At 63.7% G+C, this 16,555-nt stretch carries 15 protein-coding genes; 4 read left to right on the top strand and 11 right to left on the bottom strand.

What is annotated here, in order from left to right:
* Positions 1 to 263: 263 nt before the first annotated feature.
* The 4 genes from guaA to P9273_RS19025 all read right to left on the bottom strand — a co-directional run bounded on the left by guaA (position 264) and on the right by P9273_RS19025 (position 4,525).
* Positions 264 to 1,829 (bottom strand): glutamine-hydrolyzing GMP synthase, encoded by a 1,566-nt coding sequence (guaA, locus tag P9273_RS19040; RefSeq protein ID WP_278050282.1) that lies wholly within the window; start codon positions 1,827 to 1,829, stop codon positions 264 to 266.
* 70 nt (positions 1,830 to 1,899) lie between these two features.
* Entirely contained in the window at positions 1,900 to 2,541 is a 642-nt protein-coding gene (locus tag P9273_RS19035; protein WP_278050281.1) for a 5'-methylthioadenosine/S-adenosylhomocysteine nucleosidase, read from the bottom strand.
* Positions 2,542 to 2,681: 140 nt separating this feature from the next.
* Positions 2,682 to 3,140 (bottom strand): PaaI family thioesterase, encoded by a 459-nt coding sequence (locus tag P9273_RS19030; RefSeq protein WP_278050280.1) that lies wholly within the window; start codon positions 3,138 to 3,140, stop codon positions 2,682 to 2,684.
* 95 nt (positions 3,141 to 3,235) lie between these two features.
* Positions 3,236 to 4,525 (bottom strand): RsmB/NOP family class I SAM-dependent RNA methyltransferase, encoded by a 1,290-nt coding sequence (locus P9273_RS19025; RefSeq protein ID WP_278050279.1) that lies wholly within the window; start codon positions 4,523 to 4,525, stop codon positions 3,236 to 3,238.
* A gap of 330 nt (positions 4,526 to 4,855) precedes the next feature.
* On the opposite strand from P9273_RS19025, the gene P9273_RS19020 reads away from it, so the two are divergent.
* A complete protein-coding gene (locus tag P9273_RS19020; protein ID WP_040997556.1) occupies positions 4,856 to 5,533 on the top strand; it encodes an MIP family channel protein in 678 nt (225 codons plus the stop codon).
* Positions 5,534 to 5,658: 125 nt separating this feature from the next.
* Here P9273_RS19020 and katG read toward each other — a convergent pair whose 3' ends face one another.
* Positions 5,659 to 7,866 (bottom strand): catalase/peroxidase HPI, encoded by a 2,208-nt coding sequence (katG, locus tag P9273_RS19015; RefSeq protein ID WP_278050278.1) that lies wholly within the window; start codon positions 7,864 to 7,866, stop codon positions 5,659 to 5,661.
* A 158-nt stretch (positions 7,867 to 8,024) separates the two neighbouring features.
* Between katG and P9273_RS19010 the strand changes: the two genes are divergently transcribed.
* Positions 8,025 to 8,933, top strand: a complete 909-nt coding sequence (locus P9273_RS19010; RefSeq protein WP_278050277.1) for a hydrogen peroxide-inducible genes activator — start codon at positions 8,025 to 8,027, stop codon at positions 8,931 to 8,933.
* 7 nt (positions 8,934 to 8,940) lie between these two features.
* Here the strand turns inward: P9273_RS19010 and P9273_RS19005 are convergent, their stop codons facing one another.
* From P9273_RS19005 to P9273_RS18990, 4 genes are all read right to left on the bottom strand, one after another.
* A complete protein-coding gene (locus P9273_RS19005) occupies positions 8,941 to 9,747 on the bottom strand; it encodes an amino acid ABC transporter ATP-binding protein (RefSeq protein WP_278050276.1) in 807 nt (268 codons plus the stop codon).
* Positions 9,744 to 10,685: an amino acid ABC transporter permease gene (locus tag P9273_RS19000; protein ID WP_278050275.1), complete on the bottom strand. Its 942-nt coding sequence runs from the start codon at positions 10,683 to 10,685 to the stop codon at positions 9,744 to 9,746. Before P9273_RS19000 ends, P9273_RS19005 begins: the two co-directional genes overlap by 4 nt.
* Positions 10,686 to 10,840: 155 nt before the next feature.
* Positions 10,841 to 11,698 carry an ABC transporter substrate-binding protein gene (locus tag P9273_RS18995; RefSeq protein ID WP_278050274.1) on the bottom strand — a complete coding sequence of 286 codons (858 nt, stop codon included), beginning with the start codon at positions 11,696 to 11,698 and terminating at the stop codon, positions 10,841 to 10,843.
* 93 nt (positions 11,699 to 11,791) lie between these two features.
* A complete protein-coding gene (locus tag P9273_RS18990; RefSeq protein ID WP_278050273.1) occupies positions 11,792 to 12,802 on the bottom strand; it encodes an isopenicillin N synthase family dioxygenase in 1,011 nt (336 codons plus the stop codon).
* Between the two features lie 92 nt (positions 12,803 to 12,894).
* Here P9273_RS18990 and P9273_RS18985 point away from each other — a divergent pair, with 92 nt between their 5' ends.
* Both P9273_RS18985 and P9273_RS18980 read left to right on the top strand, forming a co-directional pair.
* Positions 12,895 to 13,839, top strand: a complete 945-nt coding sequence (locus P9273_RS18985) for a nucleoside hydrolase (RefSeq protein WP_278050272.1) — start codon at positions 12,895 to 12,897, stop codon at positions 13,837 to 13,839.
* A 115-nt stretch (positions 13,840 to 13,954) separates the two neighbouring features.
* Positions 13,955 to 14,629, top strand: a complete 675-nt coding sequence (locus P9273_RS18980; protein WP_040997762.1) for a TetR/AcrR family transcriptional regulator — start codon at positions 13,955 to 13,957, stop codon at positions 14,627 to 14,629.
* A gap of 105 nt (positions 14,630 to 14,734) precedes the next feature.
* Here the strand turns inward: P9273_RS18980 and P9273_RS18975 are convergent, their stop codons facing one another.
* Both P9273_RS18975 and P9273_RS18970 read right to left on the bottom strand, forming a co-directional pair.
* Positions 14,735 to 15,802 (bottom strand): calcium:proton antiporter, encoded by a 1,068-nt coding sequence (locus tag P9273_RS18975; protein WP_278050271.1) that lies wholly within the window; start codon positions 15,800 to 15,802, stop codon positions 14,735 to 14,737.
* Positions 15,803 to 15,921: 119 nt separating this feature from the next.
* Positions 15,922 to 16,545 (bottom strand): poly-gamma-glutamate hydrolase family protein, encoded by a 624-nt coding sequence (locus P9273_RS18970; protein ID WP_278050270.1) that lies wholly within the window; start codon positions 16,543 to 16,545, stop codon positions 15,922 to 15,924.
* Between the last annotated feature and the right edge of the window lie 10 nt (positions 16,546 to 16,555).

Raw genomic sequence — 16,555 nt, 5'->3', positions numbered from 1 at the left:
ATATCTGGTCGCGCTACTGCGCTACGCCCCAGCAGCTTTCTTCCCGGCCTCCGGTCGCTTTGATGCCCCACGTCGTACCCGCCGATGTGTACGCTACAGCCCGAAATCGCCGCACGCTGATCCTCAAAGCCTTCCAGTACCGGCATCTATCGTTCTCTATCGCCGGAGTCGTGAGTCGATAGATAGCGAAGCAAATATTTATTTTTATCAGCGTGTTAGATCGTACTTTGGCGTAGTTTCGGATACATCCGGATAGACCTAAATCATTCCCACTCGATCGTGCCTGGCGGCTTCGACGTCACGTCGTAGACGACACGGTTGATGCCTTTGACCTCGTTGATGATGCGCGTGGCGGCGGCGCCGAGGAAGGCCATGTCGTAGTGGTAGAAGTCGGCCGTCATGCCGTCGACGGAGGTGACGGCGCGCAGCGCGCAGACGAATTCATAGGTGCGGCCATCGCCCATCACGCCCACCGTCTGCACCGGAAGCAGCACCGCGAAGGCCTGCCAGATGGCGTCGTAGAGGCCGGCCTTGCGGATTTCGTCGAGATAGATGGCGTCGGCCTCGCGCAGGATCTCCAGCTTCTCGCGCGTGATGCCGCCCGGGCAGCGAATGGCAAGGCCGGGACCAGGGAAGGGATGGCGGCCGATGAAGCTTTCGGGCAGACCGAGCTCTCGACCCAGAGCCCTCACCTCGTCCTTGAACAATTCGCGCAGCGGCTCGACCAGCTTCATGTTCATGCGCTCGGGCAGACCGCCGACATTGTGGTGCGACTTGATCGTCACCGACGGACCGCCGGAGAAGGAGACGCTTTCGATGACGTCGGGATAGAGCGTGCCCTGGGCCAGGAAATCGGCGCCGCCGAGCTTCTTCGCCTCTTCCTCGAAAACCTCGATGAACAGCCGGCCGATGGTCTTGCGCTTCTTTTCAGGATCAGCCTCGCCTTCCAGCGCCGAGATGAAGCGGTCGGAGGCGTCGACCAAGATCAGCGGCAGGTTGTAGTGCTGGTGGAACATCTCCACCACGCTCTTGGCCTCGTCCTTACGCATCAGACCATGGTCGACGAGGATACAGGTCAGCTGGTCGCCGACCGCCTCATGGATGAGAAGCGCCGCGACGGAGGAGTCGACGCCGCCCGAGAGCGCGCAGATGACCTTGCCCTTGCCGACCTGCTTGCGGATCGTCTCCACCGCGTGCTCGCGATAGGCCCGCATCGTCCAGTCGCCCTCGATGCCGGCGATGTTGTGGACGAAGTTCCGGAGCAGCCTGGCACCGTCCGGCGTATGCACCACTTCCGGATGGAACATGATGCCGTACATCTTGCGCTCGATATCGCCGAAGATGGCGAAGGGAGAGCTTTCCGACTTGCCAAGCACCTTGAAGCCTGGCGGCAATTCGATGACGCGGTCGCCATGGCTCATCCATACCTGGTGGCGCTGGCCGGGCGCCCACAGGCCTTCGAACAGCGGGCTCTCCTTTTCGATCTCGACGAAGGCGCGGCCGAACTCGCGATGGTTGGAGCTTTCGGCGACGCCGCCCATCTGCACGCAGAGCGCCATCTGGCCATAGCAGATGCCAAGCACGGGCACGCCAGCGTCGAAGACGACCTGCGGCGCGCGCGGGCTGCCGATGTCGGTGGTCGAGGCCGGGCCGCCCGACAGGATCACCGCTTTCGGCTTGATGCGCTTGAAGGCAGCTTCCGCCGATTGGAACGGCACGATCTCGGAAAAGACGCCGGCCTCGCGGATGCGGCGGGCGATGAGCTGCGTGAACTGGCTGCCGAAATCGACAATCAGGACGGTGTCGGGATGATTGGCTGTCGTCGTCATGGCGAGCCTTTAGAGAAAGAAACGAGTCGACGCAATGGGCTCCGCGCTGCGGCTTTCGGTCCCTTCGGGCCTAATCCAGGCGGATCGCGCCGGATTCGATCGCCTGCTCCAGCAAGCCGACGGCCGCAGCCAGCTTCTCATCGATCACATGCAGATATTCCGTCCAGTCGCTGACGTGCCTGAGATCGGCCGCGCCGTCGGAAATGCCGCGCAGCCCGATCAGCGGCACGCCGAACAGCTGGCAGGCGCGCAGGCAGGCGAAGGTCTCCATGTCGACCATGTCGGCGTCGATGGCGTCATAGGCGGCGCCGGAGATGATCGCGCCGCCGGTCGAGAGCGAGGCTGTCTTGATGCCCGGGATGAGGAGAGGCAGCGGCACCGCCACCGGCAGGTCGAGGAAAGGCGTCGCCCCCTTCTCGAAGCCGAGCGGCGAAGCGTCCATGTCGCGATAGCTCACCGACACGGCCTGGTAGATTTCGGCCTGTTCCAGCTTGCGGCTGCCGGCCGAGCCCAACGAGACAATGAGGTCCGGCAGCGCTCCCTCGGCCTTCAACGCGGCCAGCTCGGCGCCCAGCCTGACACCGGCCTCGACTGGACCAACGCCGGTCATCAGCGGCGTGAACAGGTTTTTGAGATGCGGGCCATATTCGGCCTCCACCGCCATGACGAAGAGAACGGATTTTTCCGACAGGCGTGACACTTCGACAGTCATGAAGCTTTACCCCTATTTGCTACGACGAAGGGAGAGGGACAACGTGCCCCTTGCCGCCTGCCGGCCCTTCCCCATGGCTCCGGGCGTTCGTCGCTCGAAAAGCCCATTCGGGGCTTTTCGCCTGTTGTGCTGACCGCTCCTCATCCCTCAATACCGTCGCGGCCGACCACCGTCATCATGGTGCCAGTCATGGTGGCGATCAGCTTGGCCTCGCCGTCGGCTGCGAAGGCATAGGCCTGGCCGTCGGCGACGATGATGGTGCGGCCGGGCTTCGTCACGGAGCCGCGGAACAGGAAGCGCTCGCCCCTGCCCGGCGCGAGCAGGTTCACCTTGAACTCGATGGTCAGAACGCCGGAATTCTCCGGCATCAGCGAGAAAGCCGCGTAGCCGCAGGCGGAGTCCAGCGCTGTGGAGATAACGCCGGCATGCAAAAAGCCGTGCTGCTGGGTAAGCGAGGGGGAATAAGGCATCTCGATCTCGATGATGCCTGGCGTGACCAAGGTCAGCTCGGCACCGATCGTCGCCATGGCTTTCTGCCGGGCAAAGGAGGTCCTGACGCGTTCCTCGAAGTCGGGAGCGGGTACGATCTTGGCTGCCATGGAGCTTCGCCTCCTATTTGCTGGCGAAGCTTATTGCAGAGGCAGGCAAGACAGGCAATCTCCTATGTTGCAGCGCAGCAAAAGGACGGTCGCCCTCAAGCAGCCCTGCGCAAGGCGTGGAAATAGAATCCGTCGGTGCCGCTCAGCGCCGGCGACAGCGAGATGCCGCCGCCTGCGCCGATACGCGCGGCCGCCTGGTGGCCGGGGAAGCGGCTCTCCCAGAGCTGGCGATGGTCGACCGGCGCAAAACCTTCATGGCGTTCGCGGAAGGCCGCGACCTGCTCGCCGTTCTCTGCATCGAACACCGAACAGGTGATGTAGACCAGCAGGCCGCCCGGCTTGACGAAGGCATGCGCGGTATCGAGGATTGCCTGCTGCTCTCCCTTTCGGGCATCGAGCTGTCGCTCGGTCAGCCGCCATTTGGCGTCGGGCCGTCGCCGCCATGTGCCGCTGCCGGTGCAGGGCGCGTCGATCAGCACGAGGTCCATATGCCCGGTGAGCGGCGCAAGCTCCGCCGGCTTGCTGACGACCTGCACATTGCGGTTGTGCGAGCGGCGGATGCGCTCGAAGATCGGCGCCAGCCGCACCTTTTCCGCGTCATGGGCGAAGAGCTGGCCCCGATTGTCCATCTCGGCCGACAGCGCCAGCGTCTTGCCGCCGGCGCCCGCACAATAGTCTAGCACCTGCATGCCGGGCGCAGCCCCGGCGAGCGCCGCGGCAAGCTGCGAGCCCTCGTCCTGCACCTCGAACCAGCCTTTCTGGAAGGCGGGCTCGGCCTGCACGTTCGGATGCCTGCCGTCGCCGTCGATCGGCGGGATGCGGATGCCGTTCGGCGCGATTCTCGCGGGCGCGGCACCCGTGCCCTGGAGCTCGGCCAGCACCTTGGCGCGATCGGCCTGGAGCGTGTTGACCCTGAGATCCAGCGGCGGGCGCTGGGCGAGGGCCGCGCCTTCCTCGACCCAGGCGTCGCCATAGGTTTGCTCGAGCAGCGGTGCGCACCAGTCCGGAACATCCGCCCGCACGGCATCGGGGGCCTCGCCAAGCCTGCGCTCGGCCGCCGCCTTCAACTCGGATGCGCTGAGCAGCGGCGGCGCGAATCTGTCGCCGTCCAGCGCGTCGTTGAGCGACTGCGCCGTCTGCCCCCACTCCAAAAGAAGCGCGCCGAAGCCGATGGCGCGCGGCGTGTCCTCGCCGAACAGCCAGCCGGCCGAGCGTTTGCGGCGCAGCGCGTCATAGACGATGTTGCCGATCGCCGCGCGATCGCCGCCGCCGGCGAAGCGATGCGACAGGCCCCAGTCGCGCAAAGCGTCGGCCACCGGCCGGTGGCGCCGGCCGATGTCTTCAAGAACTTCTATCGCCGCCGCCAGCCTTCCGCCCAGTCGCATCCCGTTTTCCGTAGCTGTTACAAATCGGTTCCAGCCCGCTCATAAAGCCTTTCAGGCCAGGATTGAAACAGTTCCGTTCGGTTTGCCGATGAAACGACGTTTCAAGACCGGACGATTTGGCCGAACGCTTTTTCCATGGTGAGCGGCTGAGCCGGGAAACAAGAACAATCGATCAGAACATGAAAGACTTCTAATGTTTTTGATCGACCCCTGCAAGAAAGCCCACCGGCTTAACCTCTCAGCTTTCCAAGTGTTTCCTGCAGGAATACTCTTCCGGAAGTGATTCGCGACGTGGGAAATGCGGTTCGACGGATCCTAGAGGAGAGGGCAATGAAGACTTATCTGGCAGAAGTTCTCGGCACGTTTTTGTTGGTGTTCATCGGTACGGCCTCCGTGGTCACGGGCGGTTTCGGCGGCGCGCTGCCGCTCGGACAGGAAGGCATCGGCCTGGCGTTCGGCATCGGCCTGATCGCCGCGGCCTATGCGATCGGCCCGATCTCGGGCGCGCATCTCAACCCGGCGGTGACGCTCGGCGTGTTCCTGGCAGGGCGGATGCCGGCCAAGGACGTCGTCCCCTACTGGATCGCGCAGATCATCGGCGCCATCATCGCCTCGCTGGCGCTGTGGATCATCGTTTCCGGCCAGGCCGGCGGCCACACCGGCGGCTTCGGCGCCAATGGCTGGGACGAAACGAAATGGGGCATGAGCTCGGCCTTCCTGTGGGAGCTGATCGGCACCTTCACCTTCGTCACGGTGATCCTCGGCGTCACCAACGCCAAACACACGACCGCCTTCGCCGGCCTGGTCATCGGCCTGACGCTGGCAGGCATCCACTTCGCCATGATCCCGGTGACCGGCACCTCGGTCAATCCGGCGCGCTCGATCGGCCCGGCGCTGTTTTCGGGAGGTGCTGCGCTTAGCCAGCTCTGGCTGTTCATCGTCGCGCCGCTGATCGGCGGGGCGATTGCCGGCGTCGTCGCCAAGGCCGGCATCTTCGAAAAAGACTGATCGGTCTTTTTCGTTTGAAGCAATTCCGGGCGGAAAACCGCAGAACACTTTTCCTGGAATCGCTTCGGCCGAACAAGCAAAAAGGCGCGGGCATGACCCGCGCCTTTTTCTTGGGAGGTACGACCTTATTTCGCGATGTCGAAGCGATCGGCGTTCATCACCTTCGTCCAGGCCTTGACGAAGTCCTTGACGAATTTCGCCTTGGCGTCAGCCGAGCCGTAGACTTCGGACAGCGCGCGCAACTGCGCGTGCGAGCCGAAGATGAGGTCGGCGCGAGTGCCGGTCCACTTCACCTCTTTCGTCTTGCGGTCACGTGCTTCATAAACTTCATCGGAACCCGGCTCGGAGCCGGCCGCCGGCTCCCAGATGGTGGCCATCGAGAGCAGGTTGACGAAGAAGTCGTTGGTGAGCTGGCCCGGCCTGTCGGTGAAGACGCCGTGCTTCGAGCCGCCGACATTGGCGCCGAGCACGCGCAAACCGCCGACAAGCACCGTCATCTCCGGCGCGGTCAGCGTCAGCAACTGGGCGCGATCGACCAGCATCGCTTCGACCGACATCGGCAGCCTGCCGCGGGCATAGTTGCGGAAGCCGTCGACCTTCGGTTCCAGCGGCGCGAAGGAGGCAACATCCGTCTGCTCCTGCGAAGCATCCATGCGGCCCGGCGTGAACGGCACCTTGACCTCATTGCCGCCATCCTTCGCCGCCTTCTCGACCGCGGCAACGCCGCCCAGCACGATGAGGTCGGCAAGCGAGACCTTCTTGTCGCCGGTCTGGGCCGCGTTGAACTCCTTCTGGATGGCTTCCAGCTTGCCGAGCACCTTGGCGAGCTGAGCCGGCTGGTTGACCTCCCAGTCCTTCTGCGGCGCCAGCCGGATGCGGCCGCCATTGGCGCCACCGCGCTTGTCCGAGCCGCGGAAGGTCGAGGCCGAGGCCCAGGCGGTCGAAACCAGTTCGGAGACGGACAGGCCCGAAGCCAGGATCTTCGCCTTGAGCGCAGCGATGTCGGCCTCGCTCACCAGCTCATGGTCGATGGCCGGGATCGGGTCCTGCCAGATCAGTTCTTCCTTCGGCACGAGCGGGCCGAGATAGCGCACGACCGGGCCCATGTCGCGGTGGGTGAGCTTGAACCAGGCGCGGGCGAAGGCGTCGGCGAACTGGTCCGGGCTCTGGTGGAACCGGCGCGAGATCTTCTCATAGGCCGGATCGAAACGCAGCGCGAGGTCGGTGGTGAGCATGGCCGGCGCGTGACGCTTGGAGGGATTGTGCGCATCTGGAACCGTGCCGGCGCCGGCGCCGCCCTTCGGCGTCCACTGATGGGCGCCGGCCGGGCTCTTCGTCAGCTCCCATTCGAAGTTGAAGAGGTTGTCGAAGAAGTTGTTGCTCCATTTGGTCGGCGTCGTCGTCCAGGTGACCTCGAGGCCCGAGGTGATAGCGTCGCCGGCAATGCCGGAGGCGTATTTGCTTGACCAGCCGAGGCCCTGCGCCTCAATGCCGGCGCCTTCCGGCTCGGCGCCCACCAGCGAGGCGTCGCCGGCGCCATGCGTCTTGCCGAAAGTGTGGCCGCCGGCGATCAGCGCCACGGTCTCCTCGTCGTTCATGGCCATGCGGCCGAAGGTCTCGCGGATGTCGCGCGCGGCGGCGACCGGGTCCGGCTTGCCGTTCGGGCCTTCCGGGTTGACGTAGATCAGGCCCATCTGCACGGCGCCGAGATGGCCGCGAAGCTCACGGTCGCCCGAATAGCGCTCGTCGCCGAGCCACTTGGTTTCGGAGCCCCAGTCCACATCCTGCTCCGGCTCCCACACATCGGCGCGGCCGCCGGCGAAGCCGAAGGTCTTGAAGCCCATCGATTCCAGCGCGACGTTGCCGGTGAGGATCAGAAGGTCGGCCCAGGAGATCTTGCGGCCGTATTTCTGCTTGACCGGCCACAGCAGCCGGCGCGCCTTGTCGAGATTGGCGTTGTCCGGCCAGCTGTTCAGCGGCGCGAAACGCTGCTGACCGGCGCCGGCGCCGCCGCGGCCGTCGCCGATGCGATAGGTGCCGGCGCTGTGCCAGGCCATGCGGATGAAGAGCGGCCCGTAATGGCCGAAGTCGGCCGGCCACCAATCCTGCGAATCCGTCATGACCTTATGCAGGTCTGCGATCACCGCATCGAGGTCGAGCGTTGCGAACTCCTTGGCGTAGTCGAAGTCTTCGTCCATCGGATCCGACAGGTTCGACTGCTGGTGGAGAACGGAAAGGTCGAGCTGGTTCGGCCACCAGTCGCGGTTGGTCCGCGCTGATCCATGCGCCACAGGGCATTTGCCCGCGCTGTTGTCTTCGGTCTTCGCGTCCATCTTAATCTCCCGATTCTGCCGAGGTTTTTTGCCGAGGTTGATTTTGCCGAATTTCCGGGGGCAGCTATTGGCCACGCCAGCCTGGAATGATTCCAGACTAGGCCGGCCAGCCGATAAAGACAAATTGCCTTTCCTGTTTCATTTGATAGGATTTTCTTATGATTGGCCTCACCGTCCGGCAGATGCAATATTTCGACGCGCTGGCGCAGACGCTGCATTTCGGCCGCGCGGCGAAGCTTGCCGGCGTCAGCCAGCCGGCCCTTTCCGCGCAGATCGCCGAGATGGAAGAGCGGCTGAACTGCCTGTTGTTCGAGCGCGGCGGCAAGACGGTGCGCATGACCGACGAGGCGCTTGCCTTGCGGCCGCGTATCGAGCGCATTCTGGCCGACATACGTGACGTCGAGACGACTGCGCGGCGCGGTCGCCCGACCATGGAAGGGCGCTTTCGGCTGGGGATCATCCCGACGGTCGCGCCCTACCTTCTGCCGCATGTGCTGCCGGAGCTGAAAAAGCACTACCCTTCCCTCCAGCTCGAGCTGCGCGAGGCGGTGACCGCGTCGCTCGTCCAGGATGCGACGTCAGGCCGGCTCGATGCCTTCATCGCGGCCTTGCCGCTCGATCAGCCGGCGATCGTCACCGAACGGCTTTTTCCAGACCGCTTCTTCCTTGCCGTTCCCGCCGGCGATCCGGCCTTCGCCTCGCCGCCGGTGCCCCCGGAAAGTCCGGCACTGGAGCGGCTGATGCTTCTGGAGGAAGGCCACTGCCTGCGCGAGCAGGCGCTGGCCGTCTGCGGCAATGTGCGGCCCGTGGCGATGGCAAGCTACGGCGCGACCAGCCTGACGACGCTCCTGCAGATGGTGGCGCATGGGCTCGGCGTCACGCTGGTGCCGGAAATGGCGGCAAGTGCGGCCGGCGTCATGCCGGATTTGAGGATCGTGCCGTTCCAGGAGCCGATGCCGCAACGCATGATCTGCATGGCCTGGCGGAAGAACAAGGTGCGCCAGGACGAGTGCGTGGAACTGGCGAAAATCATCCGCGGATTGGATCGGGCGGTGCTTGCGGCGTGAGCCGAAATCAAAGAACCCGCGACAGGAATTCGCGCGTGCGCGGCGACTGCGGATCGGCGATCATTTCGCGCGGTGGGCCGCGCTCGACGATCACGCCGCCATCCATGAAGACAAGCTGGTCGCCGATCTCGCGGGCAAAACCGATCTCGTGGGTGACGACGACCATGGTCATGCCGCTCTCGGCGAGATCGCGCATCACCTGCAGCACCTCGCCGACAAGCTCGGGGTCCAGCGCCGAGGTGGGCTCGTCGAAGAGCAATACTTTGGGCTTCATCGCCATCGCGCGCGCGATCGCCACGCGTTGTTGCTGACCGCCGGACAGCTCACGCGGATAGCGGTCGATCTTGTCGAGGAGACCGACACGCTTGAGCAGGATTTCGGCTTCAGCCTTTGCCTGGTCGGGCGGAATGCGCCGCACCTGCGTCGGCGCCTCGATAAGGTTCTCCATCACGGTCATGTGCGAGAACAGGTTGAAGGATTGGAACAGCATGCCGATCTCGGCGCGCCGCCGGCACAGCAGATCGTCCTTCACCTCGTAGAGCTTGTCGTCGCGGAGGTCGTAGCCGACGAACTGGCTGTCGACGAGCAGCAGCCCGCCGCTGATCTTCTCCAGATGGTTGATGCAGCGCAGGAACGTGCTCTTGCCCGAGCCCGAAGGGCCGATGATGCAGGCAACGGAGCCAGCCGGCACATCGAGATCGATCCCCTTGAGCACTTCCAGCTGGCCGTAGGATTTGCGCACGCCGCGCGCGAACACCATGGAATCGGTAGGCACGCCGAATCGGGCCCGGTTCTCGGATCTCACGTCGCTCATCGGGCGATGCCGCGCAGGCTGATGGCGTTGCGCAGCGCGCGCATGGTCAGCGGATCTCGGCGTGTGTCGCTGCGGCCGAAATGGCGCTCGAGGAAATGCTGCCCGACCGACATGATGCTGACCACCGTGAGATACCAGAACGCCACGACGATCAGGAGCGGGATCGTCTCGAAGGTGCGGGCGTAGATGCTCTGGGCCGAATAGAACAGATCGTCGACCGCGATGAAGGTCACCAGCGATGTCATCTTCAAGAGGTTGATGGCCTCGTTGCCGGTCGGCGGCAGCACGAAGCGCATGGCCTGCGGCAGCGTGATGCGTTTGAGGATCATACGGTAGGGCATGCCGAGCGCGCTCGCCGCCTCCGCCTGGCCGGACGGCACCGACTTGATGCCGGCGCGGATGATCTCGGCCATGTAGCCCGCCTCGCAGAGCGAAAGGGCCACGACGGCCGAGAAGAACGGCGTCATGAAATCATTGGTGCGGGCGGAAAAGATCGTGCCCATGAATGGCAGGGTCAGCGAGACCTCGCGCACCAGAAGCGACAGGTTGAACCAGAAGATGAGCTGGATCAGCGCCGGCACGCCGCGGAAGAACCAGACATAGACGCCGGCGAAGCCGCGCAGCACCGGGCTCGGCGACACGCGCATGATGGCGATGACGGTGCCGATGATGATCGCCAGCACCATGATCACCACGGTGAGGATCAAAGTGTTGGCAAGGCCGCGCATGATCGAGGGATGGAAGAGATAACCCGCGGCCGTGCCCCAGGCAAAGGCTGGGTTGCTGGCGAAGGCCCGGACGATGAGGAAGGCCAGCAGGAGGGCGAACGCCGTGCCGATCCAGATGCCGTAGCGACGCTGCGGCACCACCGTGAGCCGCGCCGCCGCTGCGGCGGCGCCCTGATCGAGGCTCAACTCTCTCGGGTGGGCCACGCCCATCGCAGAACTCCTGATCTCTCTGTCGGGCGTCCAGTCTACCGGACGCCGGCGTCCCCGCTCAAAACGCCCGCGCGCCCTATCGGGCGCGCAAACATGTCGTACTGAATTTGCGCATGATCAGCCGCGAAAATCGATGCCGATTTCAGGTTGATGCCTCAGTCGGCACGCAGCGCATCCATGCTGTTGACGAAATAAGGTTCCTTGATCGCGTAGGCGCCCATCCCGTATTTCTCGAGGATGGTCTTGTAAGTGCCGTTCTTGAACAGCTCCGAAAGTGCGGCGACCATCATGTCGGCGGTCCCCTTGTCGTCCTTGGCGATGGCGAGGCCCAGCGGAGCCACGTCATAGAGGGTGGGCAGGACGACGAGCTGGCCCTTGCTGGTCACCTCGAAATAGCTCGACGCGGTCGCATCGTCCATGCGGGCGTCGACGCGGTCGGAGAGGACAGCCTGGACGATGTCGGTCGAGGAGTTGAAGACCGATTTCTCGATCGCCTTCTGGCCCTTGTCGGTGCAGTCCTTGCTGAGCTTGTCGACCAGGAAGTCGGACGCGCTGCCGGCAGAGACGCCGATCCGCTTGCCGCAGAGCGGCGTGTCGCCACTGAAGCTCGCCTTCTTGTCCGGCGATGTCGAGACGGCGAGGCCGGCCTTGAGAAACATGACGAAGTCGACCTGCTTCAGCCGCTCGGGCGTGGCCGAGAAGGTCTCCCAGGCGATCTTGAAGCGACCGGCCGCAAGACCCGGAATCATCGACGGAAACGGCGTGCGCTGGACGTCCAGCTTGGCGCCGACCAGCTTGGCGGCCGCGCCGGCCAGTTCGATGATGATGCCGGTCTGCTTGCCGTCGGCATCGAGATATTCGAACGGCGCGTAGTCAAGCGTGTTGGCGACGGCGAGCGTGCCTGTCTGCTGGACCTCCGCCGATTTCGGAACCTCGGCAGCAGTCGAAAACCCGCTCCAGGAAGTGGCAAATGCGGCCAGTGCCAGGCCGGCCATGCACAGATACGTTCTCATGTTCGTTCCCCTTTTGCTCATTGCATTGGCTGCAATCTGTTCAGCACCTCCGCGCCGCGCGGATGACCGGCGCGGAGGCGGAAGTTCGACCGCTTACGCGCTCGCCGCTTCGGCCTTCTTCTTGCGGTAGTGGTAGTTCTTGTCGATGCGCTCCATCAGGTAGTCGCCATAGAGCATCGGCTCGTATTTCGGCTTCGTTCCGGCCGGAACGCAGACGGGGAGCGCCTCGATGGTCTCGTCCATCGACGGGTCGAAAAAGAAGGGCTGGGAATAGCGTTCGCGCCCCGATCGGTTGATGACGCGGTGCGGCGTCGAGACGAACTGGTCGTTCGACCAGCGCGCCAGTATGTCGCCGACATTCATCACGAAGGAGTCTGGGATCGGCGGCGCGGGCACCCAGTCGCCCGCCTTGTTCTTGACTTCGAGGCCTCCGACGTCGTCCTGCGCGAGCAAGGTGATGAAGCCGTAGTCGGTGTGCGGCGCCGAGCCGAACAGCCCCTCTTCCTGTGGCTGCGTCGGATAATGCAGCAACCTGAGGAAGGTGGTCGGCTGTTCGAAATATCGGTCGAGACTGCCGGCCGGCAAACCGAGCGACAGCGCGATGGCGCCGACCATCTTGCGGGCGAGTGTCCCCATCTGATCGACATAGCGTTCGATCGTTTCCCTGAAGCCGTTCAGCATCGCCTCGTCCGGCCATTGGTTCGGACCCTGCAGTGGCTTTTCGGCGAGCGCACGCGGATCGTTTTCGTCGACTTCATGCATGAAGAAGATCGACTCGCTCTGGTTCGGCTTGCTGACGGTCGCAACCGACGAGGTCACAATAGTCGAGCCGGCAAAGGGCAGGTAGCCGCGGAAATTCCTGTCGATCTTCAGCTTGAGCTTCTCCTCTTCCGGCAAGGCGAAGAAGCGCTTGCTCGCCTCGCGGACCGCCTCGACATCGGCGCGCGGAATCGGATGGCCGACGACATAGAGGAAGCCGATCGTCTCGAGATAGCGGCGCAGCGTTGCCGCCGTCGCCCGGATCGCGTCCTGGTCGGCGCCGTAGAGAGCCGACACGTCGAGGATCGGAATTTCGGAAAAGTCGCCGCGTTCTCGTTCGTCCATTGTCGAAGACCCTGCTTGAACATAAGATACAGTACTGTATTTCTACACATCCGAACGGGCTCATCAATAGGCATTCGCAAGGCAGGCGCGACATGGCACCACGCAAGATCATCATCGACACCGATCCCGGCCAGGACGACGCCTTCGCGATCCTGTTTGCGCTCGGCTCGCCAGCCGAACTCGAAGTGGTGGGCATCACCACGGTCGGCGGCAACGTGCCGCTGCCGCTGACATCGAAGAACGCGCTGAAGGTGGTCGAGCTCGCCGGGCGGCCCGACGTGCCGGTGTATGCCGGCTGCCCGGGCCCGATGGTGAAGAAGCTGATGACGGCCGAATATGTGCACGGCAAGACCGGGCTCGACGGCGCCGATCTTCCCGAGCCGGTGACGCCGCTGCAGAGCGAGCACGGGGTCAACTATCTCGTGCGGGCGATCATGGACGCGCCGGAGGGCGAGCTCACCGTCTGCACGCTCGGACCGATGACCAATCTGGCGATGGCCATGACCATGGAGCCGAGGATCATTCCGCGGCTGCGCGAGGTGGTGCTGATGGGCGGCGGCTTCTTCGAGGGCGGCAACGCGACGCCCGCCGCAGAGTTCAACATCTTCGTCGACCCGCATGCGGCGCACAAAGTGTTCGACAGCGGCGTGCCGCTGACCATGGCGGGCATCGACTGCACCTACACGGCGATGATGACGCTGGAATGGCTGGACCGCCTGCGCGCCACCGGCAGCAGGGCCGCGATCGAGGCCGCCAACCTCGCCGATTTCTACCGCCAGTATGGCAGCCATAAATTCGGCACGCCGGGGCGGCCGATCCATGACGCCTGCGTCACTGGTTACCTGCTGGCCCCGGAGATCTACGAAAAGCGCCAATGCGCGGTGACGGTGGATATCGTCTCGCCCGAGACGATCGGCATGACCGTCGTCGACTGGTGGCATGTCACCGGCCGCCGCAAAAATTGCAACGTGCTGCGCCGCATCGAACCGGCGCCGTTCTTCGAGCTTATGCTGCAGCGGATCAGCGCCCTACCTTAAGCCTTATGTTCCGTAGTGGACGAGCACGGTTGCGGGTTGCGAAGCGGGCAAACATCGGCTTGATCGAGAACGGCTCGGCGAATTGCCGCCTGGCGCCATGGAGGCCTGGAAGCAATTGAAAGCGGATGTCGCCTCGGCAAAGACGAAACGACCGGCCAGGACGCAGGCGCGGTTGACGACGGCCCGGCAGACGCTGAGCCGCGAGGCCTGGATCGCAGCGGCGCGCAAGGTGCTGGAAAAGCGCGGCATCGCCGAGGTCAAGATCGACCGCCTGGCCAAGCAGCTGAAGGTGACGCGCGGCAGCTTCTATTTCCATTTCACCAGCCTCGCCGACCTCCGTGATGGCCTCTTGCAGGAATGGCGCAACATTAACTGCGCTCCGTTTTGGGCAATGCGCGAGATGCACGACATAGACGGCCTGCAGTTCTTCACCGATATCGTGCATGTCTGGGTCGACGAAAACCCGTTCAGCCCGCTGCTGGACCTTGCCGTGCGCGACTGGGCGCGGACATCGAAGAAGCTGACGCAGGAAGTGAAGGACATGGACGATCTCAGGATTGCGCTGCTCGTCCGCTCGTTTCGCGCCATGGGCTATTCGCCGGACGAAAGCCTGGTCAGGGCGCGCATCACCTACTTCCATCAGATCGGCCAGTACGCGCTGTCCTTTAAGGAAGACCCTGCCGTGCGCCGCAGCTATCAGCCGCTGTTCGGCGAAGTACTGCTCGGCCCGCTTGTCCAGAAGCCAGGTTCGGCGCCGAGGCCGTCGGAGATACGGACAGGGCGGCGGTAGAGGAAGGCTTGCACGGCTGAACGCAACTCTTGACCGCACTCCTGGCAAGGTATGGCGCCTCTAAGCTCGTGGCTTTACCCCGGTTGCCAGGTTTCACCCGAGGCTTCACGGCACAAAGATCAGAAATACATAGGTAAAGAACAACACGACATGGACCATGCCGGTCAGGAATGTCGTTCGTTCGGTGCTGAAGCTGACGCTGCATATGAAAAGGGCCAGCACCAGGAGCACGGCATCGGAGGCCGTAAGCCCAAGGGTCAGTCCCCTGCCCGTCAGCAGGCTGGCGGCCGCGACCGCCGGTATCGTCAAGCCGATCGTGGCGCAGGCCGAGCCCATCGCGACGTTCAGGCTGCGCTGCAGCTCGTTCTTGACCGAGGCGCGGATCGCCGAGACCGCCTCCGGCATCAAAACCAGCGCCGCGATCAACGCCCCCACGATGCTGTCGGCCTGGGTCACCTTATAGGCGGCGAGCGCATCCTCCACACTTGCGGCGACCTGCTCGGCGAGCAGGACTATTCCGATCAGCCCGCTCAACAGCAGCAGGGCACTGACGGAAACGCTATCGTGGGAGGCAGTTCGCATCGGCGCGTCATGCGCCTGTCCCTGGACGAAGTCCTCCCGGTGCCTAACGGTCTGGGCGAACACGAAGCTCGCATAGAGCAGCACCGAAAGGACACTGACGAAACCGAGCTGAGCCGCCGAAAACGTGCCGGGATCCGTAGCCTGGGTGTAGGTCGGAAGAATAAGCGTCATCACAGTCAGCGCGATGAGAACCGACAGGTAAGCGTTGGTGCCTTGCCGGAGGATCGCCTGCTTGCGATAGCGCCAGCCGCCGAGCGTGAGACATATGCCGACAACACCGGTGGAGGTGATCATCACCGTCGAGAAAACGGACTCTCGCGCCAGCGTCGGGTTGTTTTCTCCATGCAGCATCATGGAGACGATGATCGACACCTCGATTGCGGTCACGGCAAAAGTCAGCACCAAAGTTCCATAGGGCTCCCCCACGCGCCGGGCGACTGCCTCGGCGTGGTCGAGCACCACGAAAATGGTGGTGAACATGATGGCGCTGGACAGCGCCCCGACGAGGATCCTGGCATTGAGCGACCCTTCGTCCGCCGAAAGACCGCTGGCCTTGACCGCGACAGCCATCGCCAGCGCGGCCAACGGCATCGCGTAGGACGTCACCGACCGGACATAACCAGTCATTCAAGCCCCCCAACGCCCATGCGTTTTCGTGATTTTAGCGGAAAAGCGCGTGGAGAACACCTCTCACGGGCATCTTAAAGCATTCAAAACATGATTGAGGATTGGGCACCATTTCTGGCGTCGAAGGACTCAATGGCCCCGCGAACCGCCCTGCAGAATTTTTCCAGAAGTTCCGGTTCGTTCCCCAGCCGGCGGCGCAGCGAGAGGGGCACTTCCAGTTGCGCTCCTTTCCCAGTCAGTCCCCGGTTGACGATGTTCGAATCCTGGATACCGGGAAACGGATGGTTGTCTCTTTTCGTCTGGAAGCCGGCCTCCTGAAGACGCCAGGCTATTTCTGCAACCAACGCGGCGTCCTTGCCGCCCAGATAGACTGTCGTGAGATCATCCCGATCCTGGCGGCCGTGGATTGCCACGACGGTGGATTTCGTCCGCAACAGTTCCAGCGCGGATTCCTCGTCAAAGTTCCTGGAGGTTATGTGCAGCTCCCGGTTGCTCTCCGGCATAAGCCCTTCGAAGCAATACATATCGAGATCGCCCCCGGCTATCGTCTCGGCGATCAGGGAGGTGCGGGGTTCGATCTTGCCGCCATGCGGGGCCATCACGATCGCACTGCCGGTTCGCGCGCCGCGCCGGATGACTATGCGATAATCCAAGTTTTCGATCTTGGCGGCTTTCAGCGCCGCGAAATTTGGAAACTCGTTGTCCATAAATGCCGTT

The sequence above is a fragment of the Mesorhizobium sp. WSM4935 genome (assembly GCF_029625735.1).
Taxonomy (GTDB): Bacteria; Pseudomonadota; Alphaproteobacteria; order Rhizobiales; family Rhizobiaceae; genus Mesorhizobium.
The sequence above is the reverse complement of the archived record's forward strand: the minus strand, read 5'-3'. Positions and strand labels throughout refer to the sequence as shown.

Excerpts from the sequence above, each read along its gene's own strand:
- P9273_RS18970 (WP_278050270.1), bottom strand. The coding sequence starts at position 16,545 with ATGGACAACGAGTTTCCAAATTTCGCGGCGCTGAAAGCCGCCAAGATC.
- P9273_RS18985 (WP_278050272.1), top strand. The coding sequence starts at position 12,895 with ATGGCACCACGCAAGATCATCATCGACACCGATCCCGGCCAGGACGAC.
- P9273_RS19030 (WP_278050280.1), bottom strand. The coding sequence starts at position 3,140 with ATGGCAGCCAAGATCGTACCCGCTCCCGACTTCGAGGAACGCGTCAGG.
- P9273_RS18975 (WP_278050271.1), bottom strand. The coding sequence starts at position 15,802 with ATGCCGTTGGCCGCGCTGGCGATGGCTGTCGCGGTCAAGGCCAGCGGT.
- katG (WP_278050278.1), bottom strand. The coding sequence starts at position 7,866 with ATGGACGCGAAGACCGAAGACAACAGCGCGGGCAAATGCCCTGTGGCG.
- P9273_RS18990 (WP_278050273.1), bottom strand. The coding sequence starts at position 12,802 with ATGGACGAACGAGAACGCGGCGACTTTTCCGAAATTCCGATCCTCGAC.
- P9273_RS19000 (WP_278050275.1), bottom strand. The coding sequence starts at position 10,685 with ATGGGCGTGGCCCACCCGAGAGAGTTGAGCCTCGATCAGGGCGCCGCC.
- P9273_RS19025 (WP_278050279.1), bottom strand. The coding sequence starts at position 4,525 with ATGCGACTGGGCGGAAGGCTGGCGGCGGCGATAGAAGTTCTTGAAGAC.
- P9273_RS19010 (WP_278050277.1), top strand. The coding sequence starts at position 8,025 with ATGATTGGCCTCACCGTCCGGCAGATGCAATATTTCGACGCGCTGGCG.
- P9273_RS19020 (WP_040997556.1), top strand. The coding sequence starts at position 4,856 with ATGAAGACTTATCTGGCAGAAGTTCTCGGCACGTTTTTGTTGGTGTTC.
- guaA (WP_278050282.1), bottom strand. The coding sequence starts at position 1,829 with ATGACGACGACAGCCAATCATCCCGACACCGTCCTGATTGTCGATTTC.
- P9273_RS19005 (WP_278050276.1), bottom strand. The coding sequence starts at position 9,747 with ATGAGCGACGTGAGATCCGAGAACCGGGCCCGATTCGGCGTGCCTACC.
- P9273_RS18995 (WP_278050274.1), bottom strand. The coding sequence starts at position 11,698 with ATGAGAACGTATCTGTGCATGGCCGGCCTGGCACTGGCCGCATTTGCC.
- P9273_RS19035 (WP_278050281.1), bottom strand. The coding sequence starts at position 2,541 with ATGACTGTCGAAGTGTCACGCCTGTCGGAAAAATCCGTTCTCTTCGTC.